General features: G+C 70.9%; 13 protein-coding genes. 11 read left to right on the forward strand and 2 right to left on the reverse strand.

The window, feature by feature from the left end; genetic code table 11:
• The first annotated feature begins 5 nt into the window (after window positions 1–5).
• Window positions 6–1,115, forward strand: a complete 1,110-nt coding sequence (locus QNA09_RS01265; protein WP_010594551.1) for a LacI family DNA-binding transcriptional regulator — start codon at window positions 6–8, stop codon at window positions 1,113–1,115.
• Here the strand turns inward: QNA09_RS01265 and otsB are convergent.
• Both otsB and kstR read right to left on the reverse strand, forming a co-directional pair.
• Window positions 1,103–3,697, reverse strand: coding sequence for a trehalose-phosphatase (gene otsB, locus QNA09_RS01270; RefSeq protein WP_119699374.1), 2,595 nt, complete (start codon window positions 3,695–3,697; stop codon window positions 1,103–1,105). The genes QNA09_RS01265 and otsB overlap by 13 nt on opposite strands.
• Window positions 3,698–3,791: 94 nt before the next feature.
• A complete protein-coding gene (gene kstR, locus QNA09_RS01275) occupies window positions 3,792–4,454 on the reverse strand; it encodes a cholesterol catabolism transcriptional regulator KstR (protein ID WP_003935941.1) in 663 nt (220 codons plus the stop codon).
• 92 nt (window positions 4,455–4,546) lie between these two features.
• On the opposite strand from kstR, the gene QNA09_RS01280 reads away from it, so the two are divergent.
• From QNA09_RS01280 to QNA09_RS01325, 10 genes are all read left to right on the forward strand, one after another.
• A complete protein-coding gene (locus QNA09_RS01280; protein ID WP_119699375.1) occupies window positions 4,547–6,691 on the forward strand; it encodes an acyl-CoA dehydrogenase in 2,145 nt (714 codons plus the stop codon).
• Between the two features lie 65 nt (window positions 6,692–6,756).
• Window positions 6,757–7,815, forward strand: coding sequence for an acyl-CoA dehydrogenase family protein (locus QNA09_RS01285; RefSeq protein ID WP_017680938.1), 1,059 nt, complete (start codon window positions 6,757–6,759; stop codon window positions 7,813–7,815).
• Window positions 7,800–8,951 carry an acyl-CoA dehydrogenase family protein gene (locus tag QNA09_RS01290; RefSeq protein ID WP_017680937.1) on the forward strand — a complete coding sequence of 384 codons (1,152 nt, stop codon included), beginning with the start codon at window positions 7,800–7,802 and terminating at the stop codon, window positions 8,949–8,951. Before QNA09_RS01285 ends, QNA09_RS01290 begins: the two co-directional genes overlap by 16 nt.
• 14 nt (window positions 8,952–8,965) lie before the next feature.
• Complete coding sequence (locus QNA09_RS01295) at window positions 8,966–10,003, forward strand: bifunctional MaoC family dehydratase N-terminal/OB-fold nucleic acid binding domain-containing protein (RefSeq protein WP_119700266.1); 1,038 nt, start codon at window positions 8,966–8,968, stop codon at window positions 10,001–10,003.
• A complete protein-coding gene (locus QNA09_RS01300; protein WP_010594545.1) occupies window positions 10,000–10,401 on the forward strand; it encodes a MaoC family dehydratase in 402 nt (133 codons plus the stop codon). The genes QNA09_RS01295 and QNA09_RS01300 overlap by 4 nt, the downstream gene beginning before the upstream one ends.
• Window positions 10,398–11,570, forward strand: coding sequence for a lipid-transfer protein (locus QNA09_RS01305; protein ID WP_040273782.1), 1,173 nt, complete (start codon window positions 10,398–10,400; stop codon window positions 11,568–11,570). The genes QNA09_RS01300 and QNA09_RS01305 overlap by 4 nt, the downstream gene beginning before the upstream one ends.
• An 81-nt stretch (window positions 11,571–11,651) precedes the next feature.
• Window positions 11,652–12,368 (forward strand): TetR/AcrR family transcriptional regulator, encoded by a 717-nt coding sequence (locus QNA09_RS01310; protein ID WP_003935934.1) that lies wholly within the window; start codon window positions 11,652–11,654, stop codon window positions 12,366–12,368.
• A gap of 58 nt (window positions 12,369–12,426) precedes the next feature.
• Window positions 12,427–13,245, forward strand: a complete 819-nt coding sequence (locus QNA09_RS01315) for an SDR family oxidoreductase (RefSeq protein WP_040273785.1) — start codon at window positions 12,427–12,429, stop codon at window positions 13,243–13,245.
• A gap of 77 nt (window positions 13,246–13,322) precedes the next feature.
• Entirely contained in the window at window positions 13,323–14,306 is a 984-nt protein-coding gene (locus QNA09_RS01320) for a daunorubicin resistance protein DrrA family ABC transporter ATP-binding protein (RefSeq protein WP_010594539.1), read from the forward strand.
• Window positions 14,303–15,106 carry an ABC transporter permease gene (locus QNA09_RS01325; protein ID WP_010594538.1) on the forward strand — a complete coding sequence of 268 codons (804 nt, stop codon included), beginning with the start codon at window positions 14,303–14,305 and terminating at the stop codon, window positions 15,104–15,106. Before QNA09_RS01320 ends, QNA09_RS01325 begins: the two co-directional genes overlap by 4 nt.
• Window positions 15,107–15,112 lie beyond the last annotated feature (6 nt).

The following is a 15,112-nucleotide window of genomic DNA, read 5'->3' on the forward strand; positions in this document are numbered from 1 at the left end:
CGTTCATGCCCAGGTCTCGTCAGCCGCGTCCCCAGGCCACCCTGGCGTCGATCGCTGCCGAGCTGAAGATCTCCCGCACCACCGTCTCCAACGCCTACAACCGGCCGGACCAGCTGTCCGCCGAGCTTCGCGAGCAGATCCTCGAGGTCGCCAAGCGCCGGGGCTACGCCGGCCCGGACCCGATGGCCCGTTCGCTGCGTACCCGCCGGGCCGGGGCGGTGGGCGTGCTGCTCACCGAAGCGCTGAGCTACTCGTTCCGGGATCCGGCCGCGATGAGTTTCCTGTCCGGCCTGTCCGAGTCCTGCGAGGCTGCCGGCGAGGGACTGCTGCTCATCCCCGCCGGGCCGGGCCGCGACGAGGAGGAGGCGGCCCAGGTCGTGCACGGCGCCGCGGTCGACGGCTTCGTCGTCTACTCGGTGCCGTCCGACGACCCGTATCTCGCGGCCGTCCTCGAGCGGAACCTGCCCCTGGTGGTGTGCGACCAACCCCGCGGCATCGCGAGCGCGCCGCTGGTCGGCATCGACGACCGCGGCGCGATGCGTGGGCTCGCCGAGCACCTCATCGGTCTCGGCCACCACCGGATCGGGGTGCTGTGCATGCGTCTCGGCCGTGACCGCCGCGACGGCGTCGTCGATCCCGCCCGCTTCGAGTCCGACCGCTTCCACGTCCAGCACGAGCGGATCATCGGCGTGCAGGAAGCCCTGCGGGCGGCCGGGCTCGACCCCGCGAGCCTCACCGTCGTCGAACGCTATGCGCACACCGCGGAGGACGGCGCCTCCGGTGCCGCGCAGGCGCTGGCGGCGGACCCGACGATCACCGCCCTGATGTGCACCACCGACGTTCTCGCGCTCGGCGCGCTGGCGTGGGCGCGCAGCGCCGGTCTCGAGGTGCCCGGACAGTTGTCGATCACCGGCTTCGACGGGATCGGCGAAGCCCTGCGCGAGGGCGTGACCACCGTGCGCCAGCCTCAGGAGGAGAAGGGCAGGCGCACCGGCGCCCTGCTCATGGCCGCACCGTCACACTCCGGGGTCGCGACGGTGGAGACGCTCCCGACGGAACTGCTCATCGGCCAGACCACCGGCGTGCACGACGAGACGTCGATCTACGCCGAGTGATCGACGGCCGACAGCGTCCGGTCCGCCTCCGCCGGTGCCGCCAGCAGCTGCGCGCACCGCAGCAGCCCGAGGTGGCTGTACGCCTGGGGGTGGTTGCCGAGTGACCGCTCGGCCACGGGGTCGTACTCCTCGCTGAGCAGGCCCGTGGGGCCTGCCGCGTCGACGAGCTGCGCGAACAGCGCCTCCGCCTGCGGACGGGCACCCACGAGGAGGTATGCCTCCACCAGCCACGCCGCGCACAGGTGGAAGCCGCCCTCGGTGCCGGGAAGGCCGTCGTCGTGCAGGTAGCGGTACACCGTCGACCCGCTGCGCAGTTCCGCCTCCGTGGCGACGACCGTCGCGTGGAATCGCGGGTCCTCGGGGTCGATGAGCCCGGACAGGCCGATGAACAGCGTCGCCGCGTCGAGGTCGGTGCCGTCGTAGGCCGCGGTGTAGGAGCAGACGTCCTCGTTCCAGCCCTTCTCCAGCACCTCCTCCGCGATCTCCGCGCGCAGGCCGGCCCAGCCGTCGCCGGCGGTGCGCCCGAAATTCTCGGCCAGTGTCAGCGCGCGGTCCACGGTCAGCCAGCCCATGACCTTCGAGTAGACGTGGTGGCGCGGGTTGTCGCGGATCTCCCAGATGCCGTGGTCGGGCTCGAACCAGCGGCACTCCACGGCGGTGACCATGGCGCACACCAGTTCCCAGTCCCGGTCGGTGAGGGCCCGGTCGTGCGGGACGCCGCGTTCCTCCCGGCGGTGTGCCAGCGCCGAGATCAGGTCCACGATCGGACCGAACACGTCGAGCTGGACCTGCTGGCTCGCGGCGTTGCCGACCCGCACGGGCCGGGAGCCCGCGTAGCCGGGCAGCGTGTCGATGACTGCCTCGGGCGGCAGGGCACCACCCGCCAGCGTGTACAGCGGGTGCAGGCGCTCGGGGCCCGGAACGGTGTCGAGCACACGGTGCACCCAGTCCAGGTAGGCGTCCGCCTCGGCGAGCGACCCCACGCTCACCAGGGCATGCGCGGTCAGCGCGGCATCGCGCAGCCAGCAGTAGCGGTAGTCCCAGTTGCGGACGCCGCCGATCTCCTCGGGCAGCGACGTGGTCGCGGCCGCCATGATGGAGCCCGTCGGCGCGTGCACGAGGCCGCGCAGGGTCAGTGCCGACCGCTTCATCAGGTCCCGCTTGAGCGGCGGCAGGTCCAGGCCCGCCGCCCACTTCCACCAGTACTCCTCCGCGGATGCGCGCCGCTGCACCTCCGCGACGGGGTGTGGGCCGATGTCGTCTGTGCCGCAACGGAATTCGAGGATAATGTCGCCGTCCGACGGGTCGACGACGGCGTGCGCGGTCTGATGGGCGCCGTCGGTGGTGATGTTCCACTCGACGCCGGGGGAGCGCAGCACGTACGGCTCGTTGAAGCCCAGTACCCGCAGGCCGTCCGCCACGGGCTCGAGCCCGACCTGGCCCTGGCCGAACTCGGGGCGCGGGGCGAACGTCACCACCGCCCGGGCCTTGCCGGTGATGACGCGGGTCAGGTCGGTGCGGCCCGGCTCGACGTCGTGCGGAAGGTAGTCGATCACCGCGAGGCTCGCCCAGCGGGTCACCACGGTCATGGTGCCGTCGATGTAGCGCTGGCTCAGGGGCAGGGCCTCACGGCTCGGCCCGATGGTGAAGTGCCCGGCGGGTTCGCCGCCGAGCAGGTACGCGAACACGGCGGCGGAGTCCGGCTCGGGATGGCACAGCCACGTCACCGTGCCGTCCGGGGTCAGCAGGGCCTTCGCACGCGGGCTCGCGAGCATCGTCAGCCGCTCGATCGGGCAGGCCGCCGCCCCCGAGAGCCATGTGCGGCGCTGCTCGAGCAGGAACGCCAGCGCGGCCGCGACATCCTCGACCGTGCCGATCCGGTATTGCGCGGCGGTCTCGCCGTCGCCGACCTTGACCCCCACGTCCGGGCCGTGGAGGGACGCGAAGGCCTTCTCGTCCGTCACGTCGTCGCCGAAGAAGACCGCGGCGCTCGCCGACTCCTGATGGCGGATGATGTCCAGCGCGTGGCCCTTGTCGGTGGGCACGACCGCCAGCTCGATCACGGCCTTGCCCTCGGTGACCTGCACCCCCGGGTGCCGGGCGAGATCGCCGCGGACCAGCGACAGTGCCTGCTCGGCATCCCCCGGGTCGGCGTTGCGCACGTGCAGCGCAGCACTCGCCGGCTTCGACTCGACGTGCACACCCTCGTAGCGGGCGGCGATCACTTCGAGCTCGGCGACGATGTCGCGCAGCAGCTGCCGGGCATCGCTGTCGATGGCGTGCACGAAGCCGATGTCGAACTCGGAGCCGTGGCTACCGACGAGCTGCACCTCGGCGGGCAGGCGGGACAGGGCGGCGAGATCCTTCAGGGCCCGGCCGGAGATCACGGCGGCGGCCGTGGACGGCAGACCGGCGAGCGCGCGCAGAGCGCGGACCGACTCGGCGTTCGGGAACGCCTTGTCCGGATCCGAGACGATCGGCGCGACGGTTCCGTCGTAGTCGGAGGCCACGAGGAGTCGCGGGGTCCGCGCCAGCGCGACGAGGGCGCGGCGCAGGTCGATCGGGAGGTCTTGGGCGCTCACTCACTCAAAGGTAGGTGATCGGGCCGCCGGCGTCGTCTCCCATGTCCGGTTCGGGACGTGTTTCCCGTTACAGTTGCGCGACTCGCGGCGCAGGTCAGCCTTCCTGGACCGGAATCGAGGCCGGCCGGTGCGAGCCGTCGCCGAGCAGCAGCTCGACGGTCAGCTCCAGCCGCCGCGCGACGTCCGTCGCGGACGAACGCCGCGTCAGCCACGCCACGAGGTTCGACAACCACACGTCGCTGATCACCCGGGCGATCGCGAGCTCCTCTTCGGTGGGCTCGCCCTCGTTCATCGCGCGGGCGAACAGCCGGTCCATGAGCAGGCCGACCTGATCGACCTCGGCGGCGGCGGAGGCGTCGGCGAACATGAACGCCCGGGTCATGGCTTCGGTGAGCAGCGGGTCGCGCTGCATGGCCTTGGTGATCAGGCTCAGGATCAGCTGCATCCGCTCGAGCGGGGTGTGACCGGGCGGGATCTTGCCCTTGCCTTCGATGCGTGCGAACTCGCGACCGAGGGCGGAGACGAGCAGATGCACCTTCGACGGGAAGTACCGGTACAGGGTGCCGACTGCCACGTCGGCCTTCTCGGCGACGGAGCGCATCTGCACGGCCTCGTACCCGCCCTTGGACGCGAGCGCCAGGGTGGCGTCGAGTATCCGCTTGCGGCGTTCCTTCTGGGCGTTGGAACTGAGGTCGTCCTCGGTGAGGGCGGTGAGAGTTCCGCTGCCGGTGGAACGCGAGCGGGACGATGTCGTCATCGAGATGTCTTCCTCTGCCTTGACTCTGAACCGGCTGTCATATTAGAACACGTTCTAGGCATTGTGTCATTCCCGAAAGGCGGAAACCCGCTGTGAGCATCGCCACCACCGACGAACAGGTGGCCGCCCAGGCCTCTGTGCAGGCCTGGGCGCGCGCCACGCCGCCGATCCAGAACCTACGTGACCACCCGGCCGGAATGTGGCAGCCGGGGTGGGCGTCCCTCGCCGAACTCGGGATCTTCGCCGTCGCCGTGCCCGAGGCCGCGGGCGGCGCCGACGCCACCGTCGTCGACCTGGCGACGATGCTCGAACAGGCTGCGTACCACCTCGCGACCGGGCCGGTGCTGCCCACCGCGCTGGCCGCCCTCGTCTTCGGGCGTGCCGCCGGTTCGGACGGCGCCAAGTGGGCGGAGCTGCTCGCCGAGGGCGCCCTGCCCACCGCGGTCGCGCTGGACGGCGCACTCACCGCGACCGCGCGGGAGGGCGGGTACGACCTCGACGGCGATGCGGGAACGGCGATCGGCGGCGAGCCCGGGGTCGCGGTCCTCGCCCGTATCGGCGCCGGCGACGGAGCCGAATGCTGGGCGCTGCTCGAGGCGGACACCCCCGGGCTGAGCCTCGAACCGCTCGACACCCTCGACAAGTCCCGGGCCCTCACGCGAGTGCGGCTCACCCGCGTCGCAGTCCCGACCGACCGCGTCGTCTCCGTTCCGGCAGGTCTGGTCCGCGACCTCGCCGCCACCCTCGCCGCGGTCGAACTGGCCGGTGTCGCCGGCTGGGCACTGACCACGGCCGTGGAGTACGCCAAGATCCGCGAACAGTTCGGTAGGCCCATCGGCTCCTTCCAGGCGGTCAAACACCTGTGTGCCGAGATGCTGTGCCGCACCGAGAAGATCCGGGCGACGGCCTGGGACGCCGCCGTGGCGGCCGATGCGGCGCCGCACGAACTGCCACTGGCCGCGGCCGTCGCCGCTGCCGTGGCTCTCGACGCCGCCGTGCAGAACGCCAAGGATGTCATCCAGGTGCTCGGCGGCATCGGCTTCACGTGGGAGCACGACGCGCACCTGTACCTGCGCCGCGCCGTCGCCACCCGCCAGCTGCTCGGCGGCTCCGCGGCCTGGCGGGCCCGGGTCGCCGGCCTCGCCCGCTCCGGGGCGCGTCGGCACCTCACCGTCGATCTGAGCGCATTCGACGACGAACGCGCGCGTATCCGCGCCGAGATCGCACAGCACCTCGACCGGGCCGGACCGCAGCAGCGGGCCGCGCTCGCCGAGGCCGGGTTCCTGGCCCCGCACTGGCCGCCGCCGTACGGACGGGGCGCACACGCCGCGCAGCAGATCCTCATCGAGGAGGAACTCGCGTCCGCCGGGGTGGAGCGGCCCGATCTGGTCATCGGGTGGTGGGCCGTGCCGACCATCCTCGAGCACGGCACCGCCGAGCAGGTCGAACGTTTCGCCGCACCGACCCTGCGCGGGGAGATCGTCTGGTGCCAGCTGTTCTCCGAGCCGGGCGCAGGATCCGATCTGGCGTCGCTGCGCACCACCGCGGAACGGGTCGACGGCGGCTGGCGCCTGCGGGGGCAGAAAGTGTGGACGTCGCTGGCGCAGGAGGCGGACTGGGCGATCTGCCTGGCCCGCACCGATCGTGACGCCCCGAAACACAAGGGCATCACCTACTTCCTCGTCGACATGAAGTCCGCGGGCATCACCGTCTCGCCGCTCCGGGAGATCACCGGCGACGCGCTCTTCAACGAGGTGTTCCTCGACGGCGTGTTCGTCGCCGACGAGTGCGTCGTCGGTCCGCTCGGCGGCGGGTGGCGGCTCGCCCGCACCACGCTCGCCAACGAACGGGTCGCGATGAGCGGCGGGTCCTCGCTCGGGAAGGCGGTCGAGCAATTGCTGGACCTGGCGACGTCCGGCGACCCAGTGACCGAGGACCGGATCGGCGGGCTCGTCGCCGAGGCCACGGCCGGCTCGCTGCTCGAGCTGCGGACCACCCTGGCGCAGCTCGACGGTCAGGATCCCGGTCCGGCATCGAGCGTGCGCAAGCTGATCGGCGTGCGGCAGCGTCAGGACACCGCGGAGCTCGCGATGGATCTCGCCGGCGAGGCCGGCTGGGTCGAGGGGCCGCTGACGCGCGAGTTCCTCAACACGCGTTGCCTGACGATCGCCGGCGGCACCGAGCAGATCCTGCTCACCCTCGCAGCGGAGCGCCTGCTGGGTCTGCCGCGCGGCTGAGCGGTACTTCCACGTGCCGCGCCGAGGTGATACAACTAGAACACGTTCTAATCGAAGGTGGATCCGTGGACTTCGCTCGTGACGACACGCAGGAGGCCGTGGCCGAGGTCGCGGTGGGCCTGCTGGCCCGCGGCCTGGGCCCGGACGAACTGTGGCGTGCCCTCGCCGACGCCGACCTGCTCTCTCTCGCCCTGCCCGCGCGGCTCGGCGGTGACGATCTCGGTGTCGCCGAGGTCGCCGCTCTGCTCACCGAGATCGGACGCGGCGCCGCACCCGTGCCGGCCCTGGCCACCCTGGGCTTCGGCGTGCTGCCCGTCCGGACCCTCGCCACCGCGGCGCAGCAGGACGAGCTGCTCGCGGACGTCGGTGACGGCGCCGTCCTCACCGCCGCTCTCGCCGAGGCCGGCCGGGCCTTCCCGGCGTCGCCTACCGCCACGGCGGTACCCGACGGGGAACGCCACGCCGTCACCGGGCACTTCGTCGGCGTCCCCTACGCGGCGACGGCGCGACGGATCCTGGTGCCCACCGCCGCCGGTGTGATCGCCGTCGAGCCCACGGCGCCGGGCGTCACCCTCATCGAGAGCCCGTCGTCGGCCCGTGCTCCCGAGTTCTCCGTGCGGCTCGACTCCGCGCCGGGCCTGCGCCTCGGCGACGGCGCCGAGCCGGCCGCCGACGTCGCCGCCCTGTACCGTCTGGCGCTCGCCGCGGTCGGTGCCTACGCGGACGGACTGCTCTCGGGGGCAACGCAACTCACCGCACAGCACGTGAGTACCCGCCATCAGTTCGGCAGGCCGCTCGCCACGTTCCAGGCGGTGGCCCAGCAGATCGCCGACGTCTACGTCACCTCCCGCACCCTGCACGTCGCGGCACTCGCCGCGGCCTGGCGCGTCGCGCAGGACGCCCGCAGCACCGCCGCGGACGACGACCTCGACGTCGCCGCGTACTGGATCGCCGCGGAGCTGCCGCCCGCGATGGGCGTGCTGCACCACTTGCACGGCGGTCTCGGCGTGGACGAGACCTACCCGCTGCACCGCTATTCCTCGACCGCAAAGGACCTGGCGCGCCTGCTCGGCGGCGCCTCGTACCGACTAGACCTCGTGGGGGCCCGGTGTTCATCGACCTGACCGACGAGCAGCGCGCGCTGCAGGCGGAACTGCGACGGTACTTCGCAGATCTGATCTCGCCCGAGGAAGCCGCGATCATGCGCACCGAGCGCCACGGACCCACCTATCGGGAGGTCGTGCGCCGGATGGGCAAGGACGGCTGGCTCGGAGTCGGCTGGCCCGTCGAATTCGGCGGCCGCGGCTTCGGTGAGGTCGAGCAGCAGATCTTCGTCAACGAAGCCGTGCGCGCCGACGTGCCGCTGCCCAGCGTCACCCTGCAGACCGTCGGGCCGACCCTGCAGGTCTACGGGACCGAGGAGCAGAAGCGGAAGTTCCTGCCCGCCATCCTCGCGGGGGAGGTGCACTTCGCGATCGGCTATTCCGAGCCCGACGCCGGAACCGACCTCGCGGCGCTGCGCACCACGGCCGTGCGCGACGGCGACCACTATGTGGTGAACGGGCAGAAGATCTTCACCACCGGCGGCCACGACGCCGACTACATCTGGCTCGCGGTTCGCACCGGCAGCGCCGACTCGCGGCATCGCGGCATCTCGATCCTCATCGTGGACACCAAGGATCCCGGCTTCGGCTGGACGCCCATCATCACCTGCGACGGCGCGCATCACGTCAACGCCACCTACTACAGCGACGTGCGCGTCCCGGTCGAGATGCTCGTCGGCGAGGAGAACAAGGGCTGGCGGCTGATCACCACCCAGCTCAACCACGAACGCGTCATGCTCGGCCCCGCCGGTCGCGTGGGCGGGCTCTACGATCGGTTGTCCGCCTGGGCCCGTTCCCGGGACCTGCTCGGCGAGCCCGACGTGCGGCGCGCGCTCGGCGAGATCCATGCGACGTTCCGGCTCAACGAACTGCTCAACTGGCAGGTCGCCGCCAGCGAATCCGAGGCCGTGGACATCGCGGACGCGTCGGCCACCAAGGTGTTCGCCACCGAACGCATCCAGCGCGCGGGCCGGCTCGCGGAGGAGATCGTCGGCCGGTTCGGGGACCCGGGCGACCCGGCGACCGCGGACCTGCTGCGCTGGCTCGACATGCAGGTCAAGCGGAACCTGGTGATCACCTTCGGCGGCGGTGTCAACGAGGTGATGCGCGAGCTGATCGCGACGGCGGGCCTGGCCATGCCCAGGGTTCCGCGGTGAAGGAGGACGTGTCGATGAGCACCGGCGTGCCGGGTCCCCACGACGAGATCCGCGCGGCCGCCGAGCGCGTCCGCGCCGACGGCCCGTCCGAGCCGCGGGCGGGCCGTGACCCGGTGAACCTGCCGCTGATCCGCAACTGGCTCGAGGCGATCGGCGACGAGAACCCGATCTACACCGACGACGCCGCCGCGATCGCGGCCGGCCACGACGGCGCCGTCGCGCCGCCGGCGATGGCACAGGTGTGGACCATGCGAGGCCTCGGCGCCAAGCGCGAGGAGGACGATCCGCTCCGCCGGATGACGGAGATCCTCGACGAGGCGGGCTACACGTCGGTCGTCGCCACGAACTGCGATCAGCTCTACCACCGCTATCTGCGCCACGGCGAGGAGGTGACCATCGAGTCCACCCTCGAGGACCTCGCCGGACCGAAGAAGACCGGCCTCGGCGAGGGCTGGTTCTTCACCACCCGCAGCGTGTGGAAGGTCGGCGACGAGGTGGTCGCCGAGATGCTCTTCCGCATCCTGAAGTTCGCGCCACCTTCCCGCGCTACCGACCGAATGTCACATCCCGTCGATTCGATCGAACCGATGTCACATTCGGCCCCCACGGTTCCGGAGGATCTCGACCCCACCCGCATGCTGCGGCCGTCCGCGTCGCAGGACACCCGGTTCTTCTGGGACGGTGTCGCCGCGCACGAACTGCGGATCCAGCGGCGCCCCGACGGCACGCTGCAGCATCCCCCGGTGCCGGCCCTGTGGCTCGACAAGGACGAGACGACGGACTACGTCGTCGCGTCCGGCCGGGGCACCGTCTTCAGCTACGTGGTGCACCACGCGCCGAAGGTGCCGGGCCGGACGGTGCCGTTCGTCGTCGCCCTCGTCGAACTCGCCGAGGGCGTCCGGATGCTCGGGGAGCTGCGCGGGGTGGACCCCGGCGACGTGCGCGTCGGGATGCCCGTCGAGGCAATCTTTCTCGATTTCCCGGGCGACGACGACACCGGCGGTGACCCCTGGACCCTGTACGCCTGGCAGCCGAGCGAGGAGCGCGCATGAACGTGGCAACGGCCGGACAAGCCCTGCCGCCGTTGACGATCCGGGCCGACCCGACATTCGTCGTCTCGACTGCGCTGGCCACCAGGGACTTCCAGGATGTGCACCACGACCGCGACAAGGCACAGGAGCGCGGCTCGAAGGACATCTTCGTCAACATCCTCACCGACACCGGACTGGTGCAGCGGTACATCACCGACTGGGCGGGCCCGCGCGCGGTGCTGAAGTCGATCTCGTTGCGGCTGGGGGTGCCCTGGTACGCGTACGACTCGCTCACGCTGACCGGAACCGTCGCCGCCGTCGAGGACGACGGTCGCATCACCGTCGACGTCGTCGGGAGGAACGGTCTGGGCGATCACATCACCGCGAAGGCCGTCCTCGTGATCGGAGGCACCGCATGAGCGAATTGTCCCGTCGCGCCGCCGTCGTCGGTATCGGCGCCACCGACTTCTCCAAGGACTCCGGCCGCAGTGAACTGCGCCTGGCCGCGGAGGCGGTGCGGGCGGCGCTGGCCGACGCCGGACTGCGCCCTGCGGACGTCGACGGCCTGACCTCCTTCACGATGGACACCAACACCGAGATCGCCGTCGCCCGTGCGGTGGGCATCCCGAGCCTGAAGTTCTTCTCGCGGGTCCACTACGGCGGCGGCGCGGCCTGTGCCACCGTGCAGCAGGCGGCAATGGCCGTCGCCACGGGGGTCGCGGAGGTCGTGGTGGTGTACCGGGCATTCAACGAACGCTCCGGTGCGCGGTACGGCCAGGTCAACACCGCGCTGTCCACACAGGTCAATTCCTCGGGCACCGACTACGCCTTCTCCTATCCGCACGGTCTGGGTACCCCGGCGTCGTTCGTGGCGATGGCCGCCCGACGCTACATGCACGTCACCGGCGCCACCAGCGCGGACTTCGGGAAGGTCGCCGTCGCCGCGCGCAGGCACGCCGCGACGAATCCGCACGCCTTCTTCCACGGCAAGCCGATCACCCTCGACGACCACCAGAATTCGCGGTGGATCGCGGAACCGCTGCACCTGCTCGACTGCTGCCAGGAATCCGACGGGGGTGTCGCGCTCGTCGTCACCACCACCGACCGGGCCCGGGACCTGCCGCAGCCGCCCGCCGTGGTGGCGGCCGCCGCGCAGGGCAGCGGACCGGACCAGTACATCATGGCCAGCTACTACCGGGACGGGCTGACGGGGCTGCCCGAGATGGGCATCGTCGGCCGCCAACTGTGGGAGCAGTCCGGTCTCGGCCCGCAGGACGTGCAGACGGCCGTGCTCTACGACCACTTCACCCCGTACGTGCTCATGCAGCTCGAGGAACTCGGCTTCTGCGCACCCGGTGAGGCGAAGGACTTCGTCGCCGACGGCGCGATCGAGGTCGGCGGGCGGCTGCCGCTCAACACCCACGGCGGCCAGCTCGGTGAGGCGTACATCCACGGGATGAACGGCATCGCCGAGGGGGTGCGTCAGGTTCGCGGCACCTCCGTCAATCAGGTTCCCGACGTGGAGAACGTGCTGGTCACCGCAGGCACCGGGGTGCCGACGTCGGGACTGGTGCTGACGCGGGGCTGAGGGCGGTGACGCCGGCCCGGACCCGGAGGGATCCGGCGGGACATCACGGCCGGGAATCGAGCGGGACGGTATAAGTAGGACATGAATTCCGCCTCACACTCAGGCCGCGGCGACGCGGGCCGCGACGCCGACTGGGACGGCCCGGCACCGTCCATGGCGCCGGCGGACCTGCTGCACGACCCGCCGGTCACCCAGCGCGGGGCGCGCCGCCGTGCCGAGCTGATCGCAGCGGCGCGGGTCGTCTTCGAACGGTCCGGGTTCCTCGACAGCAAGCTCACCGACATCACGCGTGAGGCCAAGTGCTCGACGGGATCCTTTTACACCTACTTCAACAACAAGGAGGAGGTGTTCGCAGCCGTCCTCCAGGAGGCCCAGGAGGACATGTTGCACCCGGGGATGGGCCGGGTCGCCGGGACCGACGATCCGTACGCGGTGCTCGAGGCCAGCAACCGGGCGTACCTCGAGGCGTACCGTCGTAACGCCCGTCTCATGGTGCTGCTCGAGCAGGTCGCCAGCATCGATCCGCGGTTCCGCGAGCTGCGGCGCCGGCGCGGTGAGACCTTCATCCGCCGTAATGCGCGCAGCATCGCGGACCTGCAGAAGCGGGGCATCGCCGATCCGGAGATCGATCCGATGCTCGCCTCGCGTGCCCTGTCGGGCATGGTCAGCCGCCTCGCCTACTCGACGCTCGCACTGGGCGACGGCGACGGCGTGGATTTCGATGTGCTGGTGTCCACTCTGACGCGGCTGTGGGCGAACGCCCTGCGGATTCCGGAGCGAGCCGCCGCAACCACTTGAACTTGAAGTCTGATTCAACTAAACAGGGGGGACCATCCCGCGACGAGAGGAAAGCCCCGTGCACGTCGAAGACAAGGTTGCCGTTGTCACCGGAGCCGGGAACGGAATCGGCGCGGCACTCGCGGCCCGGCTCGTAGCCGCGGGCGCACGGGTGCTCGTCGCCGACCTCGACGGCGACGCCGCGTGCCGGGTGGCTCGCGAACTCGATCCGGAGGGCGCCGGTCTGGCCGTGGGCGTCGGTGCCGACGTCTCCGATCCCGACCGTATCCGTGCGATCGTCGACCGCGCCGAGACCGACCTCGGTCCCGTGGCGCTGTACTTCGCCAATGCCGGGATCGGGGGCGGGGCGGGACTCGACGCCGACGAAGCCGCCTGGGACCGCGCACTCGATGTGAACCTGCGCGCGCACGTGCGCGCCGCGCAACTGATGGTGCCGCGGTGGCTCGAGCGAGGGGAGGGCTACTTCGTGAGCACGGCTTCCGCCGCAGGGTTGCTCACCCAGATCGGATCGGCGACCTACTCGGCCACCAAGCACGCCGCGGTCGGATTCGCCGAGTGGTTGTCGGTCACTTACGGCGGCAAGGGAATCCGCGTCAGTTGCGTGTGCCCCATGGGAGTGAACACCCAGTTGCTGCACGAGGGCGAGACCGCCGGCGGCGGCCTGGGCGCGGCGGCCACACGGGCCGTCACGTCCGCGGGCGCGGTCCTCGAACCGGCCGACGTCGCGGAGGTGGTGCTCGCGGGCGTCGAGGCCGAGCAGTTCCTGATCCTCCCGCACCCCGAGGTCCTCGACATGTACCGGATGAAGGGAGCCGACTACGACCGTTGGCTCGCCGGAATGCGGCGCTATCAGGAACGGTTGCTGGCCGGTATCTGACGAGCCGGGAAAACCGCTCGAAACCTGTCGGAGGTCTGTAGCACACTGGGGCGCACATCCGACGACGGGGAGGACTCATGGCCGACGCCATAGTCGCCGAGGGGTTGATCAAGAGGTACGGACCGGTCACGGCCCTCGACGGAATCGATCTGCGAGTCCCGGAAGGGACGGTGACGGCGCTGCTCGGGCCCAACGGCGCCGGCAAGACGACCACGGTGCGGGTGCTCACCACCCTGCTCGTGCCGGACGAGGGCCGGGCCACCGTAGCGGGACTCGACGTCGTCGCCGATGCACGCGCGCTGCGTGCGCGCATCGGCGCCTCGGGCCAGTACGCCGCGGTCGACGAATACCTCACCGGCTTCGAGAATCTCGAAATGGTCGGCCGCCTCTATCATCTGGGCATCAAACGCAGCCGCGAGCGGGCACGTGAGTTGCTCGAACAGTTCGACCTGGTCGAGGCGGGGGACCGTCCGGTCAAGGGCTACTCCGGCGGCATGCGGCGCCGGCTCGACCTCGCCGGTGCGCTCGTGGCGCAACCACCCGTGCTGTTCCTGGACGAACCCACCACCGGTCTGGACCCGCGGGCCCGGCTGCAGCTGTGGGAGGTCATCGACCAGCTCGTCGCGCGAGGGACGACGCTGCTGCTCACCACCCAGTACATGGAGGAGGCGGAGCGGCTCGCGGACCGGATCGCGGTCATCGACCGGGGGGTCGTGATCGCCCGCGGTACCGCCGACGAACTCAAGCGCCTCGTCGGCGGGGAACGCATCGAGCTGGGGGTCGCGGACGCCGCCACGATCCCGGCCGTGCGCCGCGAGCTCGACGACCTCGCGGTCGGCGAGATCCAGGCCGACGCGGGTTCCGGTCGCGTCACCGTGCCGCTCAGCGACACCGGCTCGACGGGCAGCGGCGCCGATGCGCTGGCCACGGCGCTCGGCCGCCTGTCCGCGGCCGGCATCCGCGTCACCGATGTGGCGCTGCGCAAACCGACACTGGACGACGTGTTCCTCGCCCTCACCGGGCACGAGGCGGACGAGAAGATCGAGGAGGCGGTGGGATGAACACGGCTCAGATGATGGTGTCGGACGGCGTCACCATCGCCAAGCGCAACGTCATCAAGATCAAGCGGGTGCCCGATCTCATCGTCTTCACGATGCTCTCGCCGATCATGTTCGTGCTGCTGTTCGCGTACGTGTTCGGCAGCGCGATCCAGGTTCCGGGGATGTCCTACCGCGAGTTCCTCATCGCCGGCATCTTCACCCAGACGGTGATCTTCGGGGCGACCTGGACCGGTCTGGGCATGGTCGAGGACCTGCAGAAGGGCATCATCGACCGGTTCCGCTCGTTGCCCATGGCGCCGTCGGCGGTGCTGGTGGGCCGCACCTCCACCGACGTCCTCATCAACGTGCTCAGCCTGGTGGTCATGTCGCTGACGGGTCTGCTCGTCGGGTGGCGGATCCACTCGTCGTTCGGGGAGGCCCTCGCCGGATACGCGCTGCTGCTGTTGTTCGCCTACGCGCTGTCCTGGGTGATGGCGGTGGTGGGGATGTGGATCCGCACGCCGGAGGTGTTCAACAACGCGAGTTTCATGGTGATCTTTCCGCTGTCGTTCGTCGCCAACACCTTCGTCGACATCTCCTCGCTGCCACCGGTGCTGCAGACGATCGCGGAATGGAACCCGGTCTCGGCGCTGACGCAGGCGGTGCGGGAGCTGTTCGGCAACACCAATCCGACGATGCCCGTCTCGGATGCGTGGCCGTTGCAGAACCCGATCCTCGCGTCGCTGCTGTGGACGGCCGCCATGCTGATCGTCTTCGTGCCCTTCGCGATCCGTCGCTACCAGAAGGCCGTCAGCCGCTGAGGGACC

This window comes from Rhodococcus sp. AH-ZY2, assembly GCF_030916465.1.
Lineage (GTDB): Bacteria > Actinomycetota > Actinomycetes > Mycobacteriales > Mycobacteriaceae > Rhodococcus > Rhodococcus ruber.

Bases quoted from the DNA above. Each gene is read 5' to 3' on its own strand.
- QNA09_RS01265 (WP_010594551.1), top strand. From the start codon at position 6: ATGCCCAGGTCTCGTCAGCCGCGTCCCCAGGCCACCCTGGCGTCGATC.
- kstR (WP_003935941.1), bottom strand. From the start codon at position 4,454: ATGACGACATCGTCCCGCTCGCGTTCCACCGGCAGCGGAACTCTCACC.
- QNA09_RS01320 (WP_010594539.1), top strand. From the start codon at position 13,323: ATGGCCGACGCCATAGTCGCCGAGGGGTTGATCAAGAGGTACGGACCG.
- QNA09_RS01325 (WP_010594538.1), top strand. From the start codon at position 14,303: ATGAACACGGCTCAGATGATGGTGTCGGACGGCGTCACCATCGCCAAG.
- QNA09_RS01310 (WP_003935934.1), top strand. From the start codon at position 11,652: ATGAATTCCGCCTCACACTCAGGCCGCGGCGACGCGGGCCGCGACGCC.
- QNA09_RS01305 (WP_040273782.1), top strand. From the start codon at position 10,398: ATGAGCGAATTGTCCCGTCGCGCCGCCGTCGTCGGTATCGGCGCCACC.
- QNA09_RS01295 (WP_119700266.1), top strand. From the start codon at position 8,966: ATGAGCACCGGCGTGCCGGGTCCCCACGACGAGATCCGCGCGGCCGCC.
- QNA09_RS01300 (WP_010594545.1), top strand. From the start codon at position 10,000: ATGAACGTGGCAACGGCCGGACAAGCCCTGCCGCCGTTGACGATCCGG.